The sequence below is a fragment of the Bacteroides gallinarum DSM 18171 = JCM 13658 genome (genome assembly GCF_000374365.1).
In the GTDB taxonomy this organism is placed as follows: Bacteria; Bacteroidota; Bacteroidia; order Bacteroidales; family Bacteroidaceae; genus Bacteroides; species Bacteroides gallinarum.
This window is the reverse complement of sequence record NZ_KB894116.1, coordinates 73,888-90,672: the sequence shown is the minus strand read 5'-3', so window position 1 is coordinate 90,672 and position 16,785 is coordinate 73,888. Positions and strand designations below refer to the sequence as shown.

The following is a 16,785-nucleotide window of genomic DNA, read 5'->3' as shown; positions in this document are numbered from 1 at the left end:
TTAAGATAAATTAAACCCGTAATTTTTTACGGAAATCCTTTTCCGTATCTTTGTCTTTTGATAGTTAAGCCGATAGAAATATGTTAGTAAAATTTGCCGTTACCAATTACCGTGGATTTGCAGACCGCATCGAGTGGGATTTGTCGACTCCGCCAGTTATGAGTTCAATAAAATGCCATAAAGGACGGAATAATAAAGAATGGTATAATATATGGCCCGAACGGTTCGGGCAAAACAAATTTCAGCTTGGCTTTATTTGATATCGAGAACCATTTATCACCCAAATGGAAGAAGATAGATTATTATGTGAATTTCGTGTATGCCGGCAAAAAAGAAGGCGTGGTAGAATTCGAATATACATTCAGATTCGGGAGCGAGGCAGTCGTGTATGCTTATTCTAAGAATGCCGGCGGCATATTGGTGTCCGAATCGCTTCGTGTCGGCAAGCAGATTTTTTGCGATATAAACGGTTCGGAGATTCCTTTCAGCTTGGTTGCATCTACCGGAACCAAGTCGCTGCAACTGCTTTATTTCTGGATGAAGCGGATGAGCGAGGCATCATTTGTCTTTATCGACGAGTTCGATACATTCTATCATTTCCGCCTGGCTTTCGAGGTTTGCAAAGTACTGTTCAATATGGATTGCCAGATATTTACCTCTTCACACAATATTTATCTGATGACGAATGACCTGCTGCGTCCGGATTGCAATTTTATTTTGAATGACAACAAGATTAAACCTTTATGCGATTGTACGGATAAAGAGATGAGATTCGGGCATAATATCGAAAAGCTATTCCGGGGTAATACCTTCAACGTATGATTCTATTTATATTTGAGGGCAGGAAATGCGAGCCACGTCTTTTCGAGACTTTGAAACATCTGTTTTTTACTAAAGAGGCAGAGCCGTTTGTATGTATCCGTTAGGATAACCCCTCTGCGCCCCGGCGGGCATACCTTGCCCCGTGCCGTATCACCGGTAAATAAGTTCCCTTGTCGCCCCCCAGCGGGACGGCAGGGGAACTTTGCTGTAAGTATCAATGGCGTTTGCACGTCGTGCATCTGTAATGATAGTGGTCGGTCGTACCTCCGCAGATGTTGCACGTGCTGCCTCCCGTATTGTGGTAGGGGGCGAATGAGCTGGATGCCGCATACCGGTACGACTCCGGACGGTAGCCTTTGCCGCCGCAGTCGGGGCAGACGCCGCTGCCCGTTGAGGTGCTGCGGGAAGGAGTGCTGTTGGAGGGACTGCCCGAGCCGTTGCCGCCACCGCTGGAATATACATTTCCGTTCTGGTCGTAGCCTATGCTTACGCCGTTCTGGAAGTGGCTGACCAGCGTGGTATAGCCCTGTCCCCGGCAGCTTTGGCATACTTTGCTCCCGCCGCAGGCTTTGCAGGGATACCACGTGCCCCCGTAGGCGCGCCCCATGACTCCTCCCTGCCCATTGCATACACGGCACACTTTGCTCCCGCCGCAGATTATGCAGGGGTTCACGGCGGTCGCATCTATGGAGCCGTCCGGGTTCTGCACATAGTCCACATAGCCTCCGTTGGGATTGTTCTGCCTCCAGGAGCGCCTGCCGGTGTCGTTGGTAGTGTTGTTGCCGGTGGTTACGGTACGGGAGGCGGTGGCGGTAGAGGAGCCGGAGCTCGTAGGATTGCCTCCGCCTAAGTATTGAATGGATATCCCCTCTTGCCAGTTCTTGGAAATCCAGTCCGAGATGCCGGAGGTGCGGAAGGTGTAACTCTGCTTCGCCGCGCCCCTGCGGGTGGAGCCGTAGGGGATAAAGTATTCGCCGTCGGCATACTCCACCAGGTGCACCCGGTTGCCTTCGTTCCATATCTGCTTGATTTTCTGGGTTACATTGTCGTTTGTAGCCCAGGCATATCCCTGCGACGTTATTTCGCTGCCCTTGGTCATCACCCAAAGCCATTTGCCGCTGCTGTAAGTGGCTTGGGTTATGTAGTATTCCTCGTCGCGGTTCTTGTCGTACCACACTTTCAGCTTGCTGAATACGTCTTGCTTGTACCTCTGCCCCGTGTAGTTTTTTACTTTGGACATGACGATGAGCCATTTGGACTCGCTGCATGTAATCGAGGTGATGTAATGCCCCGCATCGTACTTTTCCTTTATCCAGTCCGTAGGCCACGAGCTGCTGTAATGGTAGCTCTGGCCGGTGAAATTGTCGTTTTGGGACATCGTGACGAACCACCCGTTCTCGGTATAGGAGGCGGCTGTGATGTACTTGTCCTGTTCCCAGTATTTCTTAATTTCGGACTGTTGCAGCTCTTCGCCCGACCCGCTGTAAAACCACGTTTGTTCCTTTAGCTTGTCGTTTGCTTCCATTAAGATGAAGGTGACGTTGTCTTGAGCCAATATATGATGAATATTGGACATGAAAAAACACAGGAATAAGAAGTAGCGCATAGTAAGAATCTTTTTAATGTCATTTGTCTTTCGAAGGGTTGTTCTCCTGGATATAATCCGTAGTTCTGCCTGGTTATATGGTATGCGTACTATGCCCTGGAAACCTGCTTGTTATACAAAAGTAGGCATTATTTCCGAACCGTAGCTATCCGGGCGTGTTTTTGTGCGGAATTCCGGGAATATTTTCCGTGCTTTCCCGTTGCCGGGGTTGTTTGCGGCCGGGTTGTCCTGTCATTTTACATGGCGGCAGGGGCGCTTGTAGTGCTGCGGCAAATCGGCTGCCCGGGTGTGCCTTCACTTTGCTTTTAGCATTATTTATAATTATATTGCACTATTCTTTAACGAATTATCGCTAATTTCGGACGAATTTTTCTAAAACCGACGGAATAACTAATAATTAATAATATGGAAAACTTGAATTTAGCGCTTCTGCTAATGGTGGTAGGTATGGCAACGGTATTCGCTATCCTGCTGATTGTTATCTACTTAGGAAAAGGTATTATAGCTCTTGTAAATAAATATGCTCCCGAAGAGGTTGCGCCTGCCAAATCGGCGGCAAGCGGTCCTGCACCTATCCCCGCCAATATCATGGCGGCTATCAGTGCAGCGGTTACGGTGGTAACGCAAGGCAAGGGCAAGGTGTCTAAGGTAGAGAAAATCTGAAATAACTAATCTTATATAAACACACACAGGAATAATTTGGTATGAAAAAAGAAATTAAGTTCAGTCTGGTATTCAGGGATATGTGGCAAAGCGCCGGAAAATATGTTCCCCGTGTAGACCAACTGGTAAAGGTGGCTCCCGCCATTATCGAAATGGGCTGTTTTGCCCGCGTAGAGACGAACGGCGGAGGTTTTGAACAGGTGAACCTATTGTTCGGCGAGAACCCCAATAAGGCTGTGCGCGAGTGGACGAAGCCTTTCCACGAAGCCGGTATCCAGACGCATATGTTAGACCGTGCGCTGAACGGCCTGCGCATGAGCCCCGTGCCTGCCGATGTGCGCAAATTGTTTTATAAAGTAAAGAAGGCGCAGGGCACGGACATCACCCGTACGTTCTGCGGCTTGAACGATATACGCAACATCGCTCCCTCCATTACTTATGCGCACGAGGCGGGCATGATTTCGCAATGTTCTCTTTGCATTACCCATTCGCCTATCCATACGGTGGAATATTATACGGATATGGCGTTGAAGCTTATCAAGCTCGGAGCCGACGAAATCTGTATCAAGGATATGGCGGGTATCGGACGTCCGGTGTCTTTGGGTAAGATTGTTGCCAATATCAAGGCGGCTCACCCGGAAATCCCCATTCAGTACCACAGCCATGCGGGTCCCGGCTTCAATATGGCAAGCATACTCGAAGTGTGCGAGGCGGGCTGCGACTATATCGACGTGGGTATGGAGCCGCTGTCGTGGGGTACGGGACATGCCGACCTGCTCAGCGTGCAGGCTATGCTGAAAGATGCCGGTTTCCAAGTGCCCGAGGTCAATATGGAGGCTTATATGAAAGTGCGCGCGCTTATCCAGGAATTTATGGATGACTTCCTGGGGCTGTACATCAGCCCGAAGAACCGCCTGATGAACTCGTTGCTGATTGGTCCGGGGCTTCCGGGCGGCATGATGGGCAGCTTAATGGCGGACTTGGAATCCAACCTGGAATCTATCAATAAGTATAAGGCTAAGCGCAACCTGCCGTTCATGAAGCAGGACGAGCTGCTTATCAAGCTTTTCAACGAGGTGGCTTATGTATGGCCGCGCGTGGGTTATCCCCCGTTGGTAACTCCGTTCAGCCAGTATGTGAAGAATCTCTCCATGATGAACGTTATGGCTATGGAGAAGGGCAAGGAGCGCTGGGGCATGATAGCCGACGATATTTGGGACATGCTGCTGGGCAAGGCTGGCAAGCTGCCGGGCGAGCTCGCTCCCGAAATCGTGGAGAAGGCGGAACGCGAAGGCCGCAAGTTCTTCAACGGCAATCCGCAGGACAACTATCCCGATGCTCTCGACAAGTACCGCAAGCTGATGAAGGAGAACAAATGGGAGCTGGGCGAGGACGACGAGGAGCTTTTCGAGTATGCCATGCATCCGGCGCAGTACGAGGCTTACAAGAGTGGCAAGGCGAAGGAGGATTTCCTTGCCGATGTGGAAAAACGCCGTGCCGAGCGCGACAAGTCTCCTCTGGACGATGCCAAGCCCAAGACGCTTACCGTACAGGTGGACGGGCAGGCTTACCGCGTGACGGTTGCCTACGGCGATATCGACTTGCCGGCTTCCGCTACCGAGAAGCTTACCGCTCCCGCAGGCGAGGGGCAGGATGTGGCGGCTCCGCTCGAGGGTAAGTTCTTCCTTACCAAGAATGCACAGGAAACTCCGCTCAAGGTGGGGGATAAGGTGCAGAAGGGCGACCTGCTCTGCTACATCGAGGCGATGAAGACGTACAATGCCATTCGTGCCGACTTCGGCGGAACGGTTACTGCTATCTGCGTCAATCCGGGTGATTCTGTTTCTGAAGATGATGTATTAATGAAGATTGGATAATGGAAGATATATTTGCAAAACTCTATGATATGACGGCGTTCAGCAATATCATTGCCGACCCGTCGTTCCTTGTAATGTATGCCATTGCCTTCATTTTGCTGTATCTGGGTATCAGGAAGCATTACGAGCCGCTGCTGCTGGTTCCCATTGCTTTCGGCGTGCTCATCGCCAACTTCCCCGGAGGCGATATGGGTGTGATTCAAGCGGATGAAAACGGTATGGTAATGGTGAACGGAGTGTTGAAGAACATCTGGGAGATGCCGTTGCACGAGATTGCGCACGACCTCGGACTGATGAACTTCATCTATTACATGCTGATAAAGACCGGGTTCCTGCCGCCTATCATCTTTATGGGTGTGGGTGCGCTGACGGACTTCGGACCTATGCTCCGCAATCTGCGCCTTTCCATATTCGGTGCGGCTGCACAGCTCGGTATCTTTACGGTGTTGTTGTGTGCGGTAATGATTGGCTTTACACCGCAGGAAGCCGGTGCATTGGGTATTATCGGCGGTGCAGACGGCCCTACGGCTATCTTTACCACTATCAAGCTCGCCCCGCACTTGTTGGGTCCTATCGCCATTGCTGCCTACTCGTACATGGCGCTGGTTCCGGTTATCATTCCATTGGTTGTGAAACTGCTTTGCAGCAAGAAGGAGCTGATGATTAACATGAAGGAGCAGGAGAAACTTTATCCTTCGAAAACAGAGATAAAGAACTTGCGTGTATTGAAGATTGTCTTTCCGATAGCCGTTACTACCATTGTTGCCCTTTTCGTGCCTACGGCAGTGCCCTTAATCGGTATGCTGATGTTCGGTAACTTGATTAAGGAAATCGGTTCCGATACCAGCCGCCTGTTCGATGCAGCGGCTAACAGCATCATGAATGCGGCTACTATCTTCCTGGGGTTGAGCGTGGGTGCTACCATGACGAGCGAAGCGTTCCTCAACTGGACTACTATCGGTATCGTTGTCGGCGGTTTCCTTGCATTTGCCTTGTCTATCTCGGGCGGTATCTTCTTCGTGAAGCTGTTCAACCTGTTCTCCAAGAAGAAAATCAACCCGCTAATCGGTGCTACGGGGCTGAGTGCCGTGCCTATGGCGAGCCGCGTATGCAACGAGATTGCAACCAAGTACGACCCCAAGAACCATGTGCTGAATTACTGTATGTCCAGTAATATTTCCGGTGTCATCGGCTCTGCGGTGGCGGCGGGCGTGCTGATTTCGTTCCTCGGATAAGGGGGAGACGATGATATGATGAAGGGGTGTACTGAGGTTCACCACAGATTACACGGATTGATACGGACTTTTATTATTCAGACAGAAGAATGAGAGTTTAGACAGAAGAACAAAAGGACAAAAGAGAAAATCTGTTCTTTTGTTCTTCTGTTCTTTTGTCTGAAATAAGACCTATGAGGTCTGCATCATCTGCTGATAAATTAAGAAATCTGTGTCAATCCGTGTAATCTGTGGTGAATTTCAGTACACCCTCTTTAGTTTATTCATAAGTGTTATATAAAACACAAATAATATAGAATATAAAACTGAATATCAATCATTTATTTGAAATCATACAAATAGCATTGTTTTCTGATTTTGCCTTATCACGGCTTTATTCTTGCATTATATGTTACTTTTTTGTTATTCATTTCTTGGTAGTTTGAATGTGTTTTGTTACCTTTGCATATGCAGTAACAATTAACCAAGAAGGAAGTCATGGCACGGACAAAGAAATCGGATTCTGTACCCGTCCGGATCCGTTTTAAGGAATTGGAAAACGGGAACAAGTCTATCTATCTCGACATTTATTACGAGAAGAAGAGACGCTATGAGTTTTTAAAACTCTACCTCGTGCCGGAGAATTCAGCCGAAGCCAGGGCGCAAAATGAACATACGCTCAAAGCCGCCAATGCAATCAAGGCACAACGCATTTTGGACATCACCAACAAAAAACCACAAAAGGATCTTTCTGACAAGGCCAAAGTGTTGCTAACGGATTGGTTATATGTTTATTCAGAGAAAAAAACAAAGGATGGCAAGACCTCTGTGGAAAAGGTCGTCCATTCCACTGTCAAGCAACTTGAACTTTATGCTCCCAAGGCAATGTTATGTGATGTGGACAAAAATTTCCTTGAAGGTTTTGTACAGCACATGACGGAAACTAAATCCTACAGAACCAACCGTCCTTTTGCCAAGAAGACCATATCAAATCTACTCGCCTGTATTATTGCTGCTTTGGGGTTAGCCGTAGAAGAAGAAATATTGTCATTCAATCCGGCAGAAGCGGTTGACCGGAAAGCCATACAGGGGAAACAGAAAAAACGCGAATACCTTACCATTGACGAAGTGAAGAAGTTGATAGACACTCCTTGTGCAAAGGAGGATGTGAAAAAGGCATTCTTATTCTCCTGCTTCTGTGGTTTGCGCATCAGCGATGTCCGTGCCTTGCTTTGGAAAGATGTGATTTATGAAAGTGATAAAATCCACCTTGAATTAAGGCAGAAAAAAACAGAAGCCTTACTGTATTTGCCCTTGAATAAACAGGCTCAATATTTTTTACCTGAGAACAAAGGTAAGGTGGAGGAATGTGTTTTTTCTTTGCCGAGTGAAACCACTATATCGAAAATTTTGGGCAAATGGGCAAAAGATGCGGGGATAAACAAGAAGGTCTGCTACCATATGAGCCGCCATACCTTTGCCACTATGGAACTGACAATGGGAGCTGATTTGTACACCACGAGCCTGCTAATGGGGCATAGCAATGTGCAAATCACGCAAATTTACGCCAAGATAATAGATGTGAAGAAAGAACAGGCAGTCATGATGATTGATGCCTTATTTGATGAACCTTAAAATGAGCGATTATGGCACGACCCAAGAAACAAGTAAAAGCCAAAGAGCCAGTAAGACTTCGATTTAATAGGTTGAAGAACGGGAATACCTCCATCTATCTGGACATTTACCATGATGGCAGGAGGAGTTACCAGTTCCTCAAGCTCTATCTTGTGCCTGAAGATGGAGTGGCGGCAAAGATTCAAAATGCCAATACGATGGCCAAGGCAAACGCAATCAAGGCTGAGAGGATTTTGGAATTGACTAATAAAGTGGCGGGTATAACCGACCGATCTTACAAGGCCAAAATGCTGTTCACTGACTGGATGAGAATTTATCGGGATAAAGTTGCTGAACATTCCTCCACAGCAACCGTAAAGATGGTTGAAAGGATAATCTCAGAGGTGGAAAAATATAATGGTGAAGTTATATTGGCAGAAGTTGACCGTAACTACATTATGGGATTCATCGAATGGTTGGGGAACAGAAAAATGTACAAAGTCAACAAGGGGAAACTGAAGAAAACATCAGTGGGAGCCTATGTCCGTTATATCCGTGCAGCCCTGAATTATGCAGTAAAAGAGAACATTTTGCGCACTTCGCCTTTTAAAAGCGTTAAAACAAGTACGCTTTCCGAAACTGAATCAAAACGTGAATACCTCACTGTAGATGAGGTGAAGCGGCTTATTGCCACCCCATGCCAGAGCCGACAGTTGAAAGCCGCATTCTTGTTTTCTTGTTTCTGCGGATTGCGTATAAGTGATTTAGAGAGCCTTTGTTGGAAGCATATCATAAAAAACAACGGCAAGTGGCAGGTGGAAATAACGCAGTTCAAGACTGGCATCCAACTTTACCTTCCGTTGAACATGAATGCAAGAAAATGGTTGCCGAAGCAAAGCGGAGCAACGCCGGACACTCCAGTGTTCCCCAAGTTGAACCGAGGTTACAAGACTGTGTTATGTGATTGGGTGGAGAAAGCTGGTATTTATAAGCACGTCTGCTTTCACACAAGTAGGCACGCATTCGCGACCCTTGCCCTGACCGCCGGGGTTGACATTTACACGACCAGTCAGTTGCTCGGCCACACCACCATTCGGCACACACAGCGTTACGCAAAAATCATCAACAGTAAGAAAGACGATGCGGTTTCCCTGTTGGATAACGCATTCGTCCAGTGATAATAACCCTCTAAATTTTTACAGTATGATTAGAAAGCGTAAGAAGATGCCTGCTTTTAAAAAAAGGACAGGCGAACCGTGCCAATACTCATTTGGCAGGCCGTGTATTGCAAAGTGACCTGAACTCCCTGCTCAGGGAAGCGGTAACCATGTACCAGTCCGAAGTTGTGAACGGCAGAAAACTGTACAAACTGTTTGCCGCAGATTTTCTGAACAACCACCACCACACCGACCGACGTGATGCGGCAGGATTGAACGAGCACCGGAAGAACCTCGGCATCCTGAGACGAATCCTATTCACACGGAAAGATCTCCTTGTGCGGTTCTCTGAAGCGGGTACGCCCGATGACGCCACCTTGAAAGACCTGTTGCACTTGTACTACACGACGGAAGCTCCTCCGGGGCAAGAAGCGGGTGCAGCCGTGCCCTCCACCGCCGTGCAAAACCATTCCTTGTCGTTGGGCTGCTGCCTTGACGATGACCAACTGAGCCTCATTGCCGATTGTGCCAATGAGGCTCGCGTGTTTGTGGAAGCCATTGACGCATCCATCCTGCGTTCTCTTTTGGATGGCAAACTGCTTGTTCCGCTGCGGTCGCGCAACAACCGAATGCTTGCCTACTTCTTTGACCAGTTGTGCCGGCATGGCCTTATCCTTCCCCGTTGGCAGAACTTGCTGGAACAGGCCGGAAGCATACTCAGTCCAAAGGGCAACAGGCCCTTAAGGCATGAGCAGTTCTCTAACGCGCTGACCCATGCGAGAAATACCCCGAACAGTATGCAGAAGAAAATCCAGGAATGCGTCCAACAAGTGCAAGAACAGCTTTCAAATGACGGGACAGCCAGCAAATGACAAGGCAAAACAGCAATAGTTGGAGCAACAGTTCCGAACTGTTACTGTTGGCCGTGCAACCGTTTGGAAGCAAGAGCCTAATTTCGCCCCCTGAAACGAAACAAGTTTTGGAGGGCGAACCTCCTTCATTGTCCAACTTAAAATGCAAGAATGATGGAACAACAACGAACTTCAACGAATGAACAGCCTGAACGGGTGGAATGCCCGTCCTGCCTGTTGAGACTGAGCCTGCTACAAGCGCAGGTGGAAAAAGTGGAAAAGCTGCTGTACTGCATCAAGGACACGCTCAACTTCAAAGAGGCTTGCCGGTACACCGGACTTTCGGACAGCCAGCTTTACAAGCTGACAAAAACGGGAAAGGTGCCGCACTACAAGCCCAGCGGCAAGCTCCTGTTTTTCAGCAAACGGGAATTGGACGGTTGGCTGTGCCGCAACCATGAATGTGGGGAATTGCCCTGTCTGGATGAAGTAACGGAAGTGGAACTTAAAGGAATGGGCATATGACGGAATCTGGATTTTTGGAAACATTGGAGCGGGTGGAAGCCGTCCACTCCATATTGAAACGGATGGAGGACATTGACTGTGTATTGGACAAGATAACGGTCATAGAGGAGTTCATCAGCCGTTTTGGTACATTGGAGGCATTGATTGCCCGGTTTGAGGAAGTGGAACGGCAGCTTTACATCTTGAAGGAAGTGTTCAACGTGGAAGAAGCGGCCAAGTACCTGAACATATCCACCGGCCATTTGTACCGTCTCACGTCCACCCACGAGATACCGTTCTCGAAGCCGAATGGCAAACACATCTTCTTTGAACGGAAGGCGTTGGACGACTGGAAACGCCGGAATCCGGTGCTGTCCAACCGGGAAATTGAACGGCAAGCGGCACTTGCCGGAATCAATATGGGAACCGGAAGCCAACCAATGAAGAAAGGGAAGAAGCCATGAACACACACGGAATCATACCGGTGTCGGAAGACATCGACAGGCAGGTTTACGAGCAGATATTGAGCTTCATCCGGCTGCGGGTGACAGAAACATACGCCTACCCTCCTGAAATCGTGCAGGTGGACGGCATCACCATCGCCACGCTCGGAAATTTCAGCGCGTCCGTGGGCAAGCCCAAGAGCAAGAAGACCTTCAACTGCGCTGCCATTGTGGCGTCGGCTTTGTCAGGCAAAAACATCCTGCATTACAAGGCCCACCTGCCCGAAGGGAAACACAAGGTGCTGTATGTGGACACCGAGCAGAGCAAATGCCACTGCCACAAAGTGCTGGAGCGCATCCTCAAACTGGCCGGGATGCCGACAGACCGGGAAACGGACAGGTTGGTGTTTTTCATGTTGCGGGAGTACAGTCCCAAGCAGCGGAGGCAAATCATCAACCATGCGCTTGCTTCCGACCCGGAGATAGGCTTTGTCGTGATAGACGGCATCCGCGACCTGATGTACGACATCAACAGCCCCAGCGAGTCCGTGGACTTGATAAACGACCTGATGCGCTGGTCGAGTATGCATGACCTGCACATCCACACCGTGCTGCACTTGAACAAAGGTGATGACAACACGCGGGGGCATATCGGTACCGAACTGAATAACAAGGCAGAAACCATCCTGCAAGTGACCAAGAGCCAGTTTGACAGCAACATCAGCGAGGTCAAGGCGATGCACATCCGGGAAAGGGAGTTCCAACCTTTCGCGTTCCGCATCAACCGAGAGGCTCTGCCGGAACTGGTAGAGGATTACGCTTTCACGCAAGAACGTAAACCCACAACTGAGGCCATCACGGATGCCCAGCACGCAAAAGCGTTGGAAATTGCATTCGGAAGCGGCCCCATCGTAGGATATGGACTTCTCATCAAGTCTTTGCGGCAAGGGTATGCGGAAATCGGTTTCAAGCGCGGACGCAATGTCTGCATCGAACTGAACAAGTACCTGATGGGCAGGGGCGTCATCGTCAAAAAGGACAAGGCTTATGTTTATCTGCCGGAAGTATTGAACAATGGGGATGACTCCGACCACAAAGAGGTTTAGTTTAACGGGAGGGTATATATATGATAAACTTGGAGAACTTCTATCCCGGCACAACCCGGTATGGAAGATTGGGAGCATAGAGGTTTAGTTTAACACAAGGCGTATATATATGACAAACGGGGCAAACCGGCATTCCACCGCCTAAAATGATAGATTGGAAAGCGGAACAGGTTTAGTTTACGCAGGGCGTATATATATGGTAAACTTGGTTATATCCACTCCAATATTCATCAAAATGAAAAATAGAATAATATGAATATATTGCAAATCAAACAAATAGCTATCGTGGATTTTCTGCTGGCCATCGGCATCCGACCGATCAGGGAAACCACAGCGTCCGCATGGTATCACGCACCTTACCGTGAAGACGAAGATCCGTCTTTCAAAGTGAACAAGAACCGCAATGTATGGTATGATTTTGGTACGACCAAAAGTGGCGACATCATTGACCTTGCGTTATTGGTGTACCGTACTTCAAACATCTCCAAAGTATTGAAGATGATAGAACAGGCGGCTCCTGCCGTGCCCTTGAAGGTGCGGACATTCGTACCACATTCGCAACAGTCCGCAACTGATGGCAAGCAACCGCAAGCGGCTGCATTCCAGAACCTGCGGTTGCAAGCGTTGATATCCATTCCTTTGCTCTCCTACCTGTCCAAACGAGGCATAGACATGGAAATAGCCAGACAAGAATGTAGGGAAGCGCATTACACTTGTCATGGGAAAAGTTACTATGCCATCGCGTTTCCCAACGAAGCGGGTGGTTATGAGACTCGCAATCCTTATTATAAAGGGTGCATTGCCCCGAAAGCGGTGTCATTGATTTCACAAGGGCAAACGGACAGCGTGTGTCTGTTCGAGGGATTCATGGATTACCTGTCCTTTCTGACCTTGCGGAAACTGGAACGGTTGTCCGTACCCTGTTATGGCTCAAACCTGTTGGTGCTGAACTCGGTGAACAACTTGCCCAAGGCATTACCACGGCTGAAAGCCTACAAGCACATCTATTGCTATCTCGACAATGACGATGCCGGACGGCGAGTGGTGGACATGCTTCGGGAACTCAAAGGCGATGCCGTGCATGACATGATGGAAGCCTATCCGCTCTACAAAGACCTCAATGACATTCTTGTCGGGAAGAAAAAGATGCCGTAACGATATGAATCTGCTTGTTTCAGAACCTGCAATTCCCTATTTATGCGAATGTGGTGTGAAATATTTCGCAAAGAGAATGAAGAATTGCTTTGGAATATTTGACGGTTTGGGATGGATTCGGTATTTTTGCATAGAAATTATCACCAAATTCACAATAAAGGCGAATATGGCAACAAAAATACAGCAAATATTGGAATCGAACCCTAATAGTTCATTGTTCTTCGGGGATTGGCTCACGAAGCAGGGGCTTAACTCCAAGGAACAATATTCGTATATGAAGAGGGGTTGGCTCACTCGTATCTCCAAGGGTGTTTATGCTTTGAAAGGCAAATTACCCACGTTGCTGCAAACGGTGGCGGCTTACAATTCGCAACTTGGTAAGCAGTGCATCGTGGGAGCTTATACCGCTTTGGAATTAAGGGGGTATTCACACTATCTTTCCCTCGGCAAGCCTAAAGCCTATCTGTTTACCGACAAAGAAAACAAACTGCCCTCTTGGATTGTTCAAAGGGAATGGGACATGGCTGTCAAGTACATGACAACCTCTTTCCTTGGAACAGACTTGAAAGCTGTCGAGCCAATGGCTGTTAACAGTGACAGTTTGCTCGTTTCTTCTCCTGAAAGGGCATTCTTGGAATGCCTTCATCTGCCAGATGCAGCTTCCTCCTTGCTGGATATGTATTACATCATGGAGGGCCTGACCACGCTTCGCCCCAAACTGGTGCAATCGTTGCTTGAATCATGCACTTCGCAAAAGGTAAAACGCCTGTTTGTCTATATGGCAGAGAAAGCAGCACACCCTTGGTTCAAAGCTCTAAAACTGGACTCCATAACATTAGGCACATCCCGATATATGGTGGTGCCAACCGGAAAATATATCGCCAAATATAATATGACCATACCCAAAGAACTTGCAGAATATGAATAGGAACAACGCCAATACACAGATATACAGTCAAAAGGTGGAACTTTTGTTGCGACTGATGCCGATTGTCATGGAAGAGGGCGTGTTTGCCGTACATGGCGGCACAGCCATAAACCTTTTCCTTATGGATTTGCCTCGATTATCAGTTGATATTGACCTGACATATATTCCATTGGCAGAGAGAAACCAAAGTTTGGAGGACATCAACCAGCACTTGAAATCCATAAGCGAGAAAGCGAAGAAAACTTTCAAAGGAATGCATATTGTGCCTAAGTATGACATATGCAAACTACTTTGCGAATACCGGGGCAAACAAGTCAAGGTGGAGGTGAACCAGACAAAGAGAGGACTTGTCGGTGGCGAGGCAATAACCATGCCGCTGAGCGACAAGGCACAAGAGGAGTTCGGACTCTACTGCGAGGCTAACATAGTACCACAGACACAGCTATACGGCGGGAAGATTGCGGCGGCTCTTTCCCGCCAGCATCCTCGTGACCTGTTTGATGTAAAGTATATGGAGTTGCCAATGGAAGATTGCAGGGAGGGGCTTATCTTCAACTTGCTTGGCAGCGACCGTCCTATACATGAGTCGTTTTCCCCGAGGCTCATAGACCAACGTGAGGCAATGGCAAACCAGTTCGATGGCATGACTGACATTCCTTTCACTTACGAGGAGTTTGAAGAAACAAGGACAAAACTGATAACCGAAGTCAACCGATTGATGACCGATGATGACAAGAGGTTTTTGGTCAGTTTTGAACTGGGCGAACCGAAATGGAATGGATATGAGTTTGAATACTTCAAGGATTATCCGTCTGTAAAATGGAAACTTGTCAATCTTGCAAAGTTGGCAAAACAGAATCCACAAAAACTGAAAGATGAAGCAGCCAAGCTTAAAGTACTTTTTGATGTGGAGTAGTCCATCAATAATCTGTTTATATAACAGTTTGACAAGTATATAAAAGGAATACCAAGCCTTAGCTTGTCAACTGGTATAAAGAAGGACAACCGTCATGCCATATAGGTAGAACGGCTGTCCTTTCTTATTTCCTGTCTTTTACGCCGGTCTGCGCCCTCTGACTTTCCAGCCATAGACATCGGCAACGTATGGATAGAGTGAACGTGTGAGCTTGCGGAAACCCTTCTCGTCAATTTCAAGGTTGTAAATTTTGTCGGCTATCCGCTCGGCATCCTCCCGGCTTTTCGCCACCCGGTAAAGCACATAGTTCGTGCCGTCGTGGTGCGTGAGTCGGGCACGGATGTTGTAGCCGTCGCCGTACCATTCGTTGTCATCGCATGAGCTGCGCAAGATGTCGGCAAGGTTGCTGCCCAAAATCTGGTAGCCCTGCCTGCGCCCCCGCCACAAGCCCAAGTCGCCAAAGGCGATTATCACGCCGTCCACCTGCACATTGAGGTTCATGCGCTCGTCATCGAGCCAACTGTACACTTCCTCACCCCATTCTTCATCGCTCACTGTGTAGCCGTCATCTTCCAAATACTCACGCTGGCAGTCTTGGTAATACTCCCTTGCCTTGTCGTCAAAATAGCTGTCGTTCGACCAAATAATCTGTTTCATCGTTTCGAGAATTAAAATGTTAGACTTCTTGTTCTTTCCCTGCCGTCGGGCTTCCACCCGTCCACAGGGACTTGTTTTTACGTGCAAGAGCCAAGGCGGAAAGTCGGGAACGAATGCAAGAAGGCAGTAGCCACTGCGCCTTGCAGCTTCCCGACAGCCTTACCTTTGCACAGGAAAAACAACGACCGTGGAACAGCCCTTGCACTTCATTGCCGGAGAAGATATGCTTCGATGGTTGAGCAAGTATAATTTACCCAAAGAAGCAAGTATAACTGTCCTTGGAAAGGCTTTCAAAGTATGATTGACCGTATGATTTTTTCGCCTGAAGAAAAATCAAGTTAAAACAGCACAGTATTTCCATCAGAGGTTTCCCGAGGCAGCCTTTCCGCTATTCTTTTGCAGGCAAAACGAGATTGTAAACCCATAAACCAGACAATGCAATGAGTCCATTTATGATATTCGCCTTGGTTCTGACGATAGCCTACGTCCTCTATTATGCGGTGGTCGTCGCCAAGGATTTGCAAGGTAAAAAAGGAATCGCCAACTCCACCGAGGAGGTGTTCGACCTGGACGGCATGGAGGAAGAGGAGTCCGTGGAAGTAAGTGAGACCGCTGACAGTTTCCAAGTGGGAAATTCCGGAGAAAAGCAGGCTGTCTCGCCTGAGTCCACAGCGGTTGACCCTATTGAGAAGCCGGAAGCCCCCACATTGAATGCGGTAGAGGAAAAGGCAGAACAACTCAAATCCAGCCTGCTGGAAGCCGACATAACGAGCGAGAATGGTGTGACCGCTCCCGAACTCCATGAGTTGTTGGAGGGCAAACGGGAAACCTTGTTCAAAATCCCCATGAAAGTTACAAGGAATGAGTTGTAAGATGCGCAGGTTGACAGGCTTGTTGTTTGGCGTGTGTGCGGCCTTGCCCGCCTCGGCCAAATGTGGCGGCGTGGACTACAGTTGGGGTGCTGACGCATTGGCACTTATGCACGATTATGTCGTGACGATGATGCTGTATGTCCTCTACCTGCTGTTCGCCATTGCCGCCATCGTCGCCATCTATGCCAGTTTGCAAATCTATATCAAGATGAATACGAGGGAGGAAGGCATCACAAGGGAGATAATGATGGTGGTCGGTGCTTGCCTGTTTATCATAGGTGCATCCATCGTGTTCCCGGCATTCTTCGGCTACCGGGTATGACAGGAAGAAATGAGACAATTCACATAGTGTTTAATTTTTAAGGTAAAAAGAATGTTTAAGGAAAAACTCAGAAAGTGG

The 16,785-nt window shown here is 48.3% G+C and carries 18 protein-coding genes; 16 read left to right on the top strand and 2 right to left on the bottom strand.

Annotation, left to right across the window (positions count from 1 at the left end; genetic code table 11):
* Positions 1-246: 246 nt before the first annotated feature.
* Positions 247-822, top strand: a complete 576-nt coding sequence (locus C233_RS22180; RefSeq protein WP_018665893.1) for an AAA family ATPase — start codon at positions 247-249, stop codon at positions 820-822.
* A gap of 214 nt (positions 823-1,036) precedes the next feature.
* On the opposite strand, the gene C233_RS0102425 is transcribed toward C233_RS22180, so the two are convergent.
* A complete protein-coding gene (locus C233_RS0102425; protein ID WP_018665892.1) occupies positions 1,037-2,428 on the bottom strand; it encodes a DUF7477 domain-containing protein in 1,392 nt (463 codons plus the stop codon).
* A gap of 405 nt (positions 2,429-2,833) precedes the next feature.
* Here C233_RS0102425 and C233_RS0102415 point away from each other — a divergent pair, with 405 nt between their 5' ends.
* From C233_RS0102415 to C233_RS0102360, 12 genes are all read left to right on the top strand, one after another.
* On the top strand, positions 2,834-3,091 hold the full coding sequence (locus C233_RS0102415; protein ID WP_018665890.1) for an OadG family protein: 258 nt from the start codon (positions 2,834-2,836) through the stop codon (positions 3,089-3,091).
* 41 nt (positions 3,092-3,132) lie between these two features.
* The gene (locus C233_RS0102410; RefSeq protein ID WP_018665889.1) at positions 3,133-4,968 is read left to right on the top strand and encodes a biotin/lipoyl-containing protein; all 1,836 of its coding nucleotides are present in this window, start codon (positions 3,133-3,135) and stop codon (positions 4,966-4,968) included.
* Entirely contained in the window at positions 4,968-6,203 is a 1,236-nt protein-coding gene (locus C233_RS0102405; protein WP_018665888.1) for a sodium ion-translocating decarboxylase subunit beta, read from the top strand. The genes C233_RS0102410 and C233_RS0102405 overlap by 1 nt, the downstream gene beginning before the upstream one ends.
* A 477-nt stretch (positions 6,204-6,680) precedes the next feature.
* Positions 6,681-7,817 carry a site-specific integrase gene (locus tag C233_RS0102400; protein ID WP_018665887.1) on the top strand — a complete coding sequence of 379 codons (1,137 nt, stop codon included), beginning with the start codon at positions 6,681-6,683 and terminating at the stop codon, positions 7,815-7,817.
* Positions 7,818-7,828: 11 nt separating this feature from the next.
* On the top strand, positions 7,829-8,974 hold the full coding sequence (locus tag C233_RS0102395) for a site-specific integrase (protein WP_018665886.1): 1,146 nt from the start codon (positions 7,829-7,831) through the stop codon (positions 8,972-8,974).
* A 92-nt stretch (positions 8,975-9,066) separates the two neighbouring features.
* Entirely contained in the window at positions 9,067-9,825 is a 759-nt protein-coding gene (locus tag C233_RS0102390; RefSeq protein WP_018665885.1) for a hypothetical protein, read from the top strand.
* Positions 9,826-9,978: 153 nt separating this feature from the next.
* Entirely contained in the window at positions 9,979-10,329 is a 351-nt protein-coding gene (locus C233_RS0102385; RefSeq protein ID WP_051567745.1) for a helix-turn-helix transcriptional regulator, read from the top strand.
* Entirely contained in the window at positions 10,326-10,772 is a 447-nt protein-coding gene (locus C233_RS0102380) for a helix-turn-helix domain-containing protein (protein ID WP_018665883.1), read from the top strand. Before C233_RS0102385 ends, C233_RS0102380 begins: the two co-directional genes overlap by 4 nt.
* A complete protein-coding gene (locus C233_RS0102375) occupies positions 10,769-11,857 on the top strand; it encodes an AAA family ATPase (RefSeq protein ID WP_018665882.1) in 1,089 nt (362 codons plus the stop codon). Before C233_RS0102380 ends, C233_RS0102375 begins: the two co-directional genes overlap by 4 nt.
* A gap of 252 nt (positions 11,858-12,109) precedes the next feature.
* Positions 12,110-13,012: a toprim domain-containing protein gene (locus tag C233_RS0102370; RefSeq protein WP_018665881.1), complete on the top strand. Its 903-nt coding sequence runs from the start codon at positions 12,110-12,112 to the stop codon at positions 13,010-13,012.
* Positions 13,013-13,016: 4 nt separating this feature from the next.
* The gene (locus tag C233_RS0102365) at positions 13,017-13,940 is read left to right on the top strand and encodes a type IV toxin-antitoxin system AbiEi family antitoxin (protein WP_018665880.1); all 924 of its coding nucleotides are present in this window, start codon (positions 13,017-13,019) and stop codon (positions 13,938-13,940) included.
* Complete coding sequence (locus C233_RS0102360) at positions 13,933-14,856, top strand: nucleotidyl transferase AbiEii/AbiGii toxin family protein (protein ID WP_018665879.1); 924 nt, start codon at positions 13,933-13,935, stop codon at positions 14,854-14,856. Before C233_RS0102365 ends, C233_RS0102360 begins: the two co-directional genes overlap by 8 nt.
* 138 nt (positions 14,857-14,994) lie before the next feature.
* On the opposite strand, the gene C233_RS0102355 is transcribed toward C233_RS0102360, so the two are convergent.
* Entirely contained in the window at positions 14,995-15,513 is a 519-nt protein-coding gene (locus tag C233_RS0102355) for a hypothetical protein (protein ID WP_018665878.1), read from the bottom strand.
* Between the two features lie 113 nt (positions 15,514-15,626).
* On the opposite strand from C233_RS0102355, the gene C233_RS24955 reads away from it, so the two are divergent.
* The 3 genes from C233_RS24955 to C233_RS0102345 all read left to right on the top strand — a co-directional run bounded on the left by C233_RS24955 (position 15,627) and on the right by C233_RS0102345 (position 16,707).
* The gene (locus C233_RS24955) at positions 15,627-15,752 is read left to right on the top strand and encodes a hypothetical protein (protein ID WP_262482803.1); all 126 of its coding nucleotides are present in this window, start codon (positions 15,627-15,629) and stop codon (positions 15,750-15,752) included.
* 201 nt (positions 15,753-15,953) lie between these two features.
* Positions 15,954-16,385 (top strand): hypothetical protein, encoded by a 432-nt coding sequence (locus C233_RS0102350; protein ID WP_025068588.1) that lies wholly within the window; start codon positions 15,954-15,956, stop codon positions 16,383-16,385.
* Position 16,386: 1 nt separating this feature from the next.
* Complete coding sequence (locus tag C233_RS0102345) at positions 16,387-16,707, top strand: DUF4134 family protein (protein WP_018665876.1); 321 nt, start codon at positions 16,387-16,389, stop codon at positions 16,705-16,707.
* The last annotated feature ends 78 nt before the right edge of the window (positions 16,708-16,785 follow it).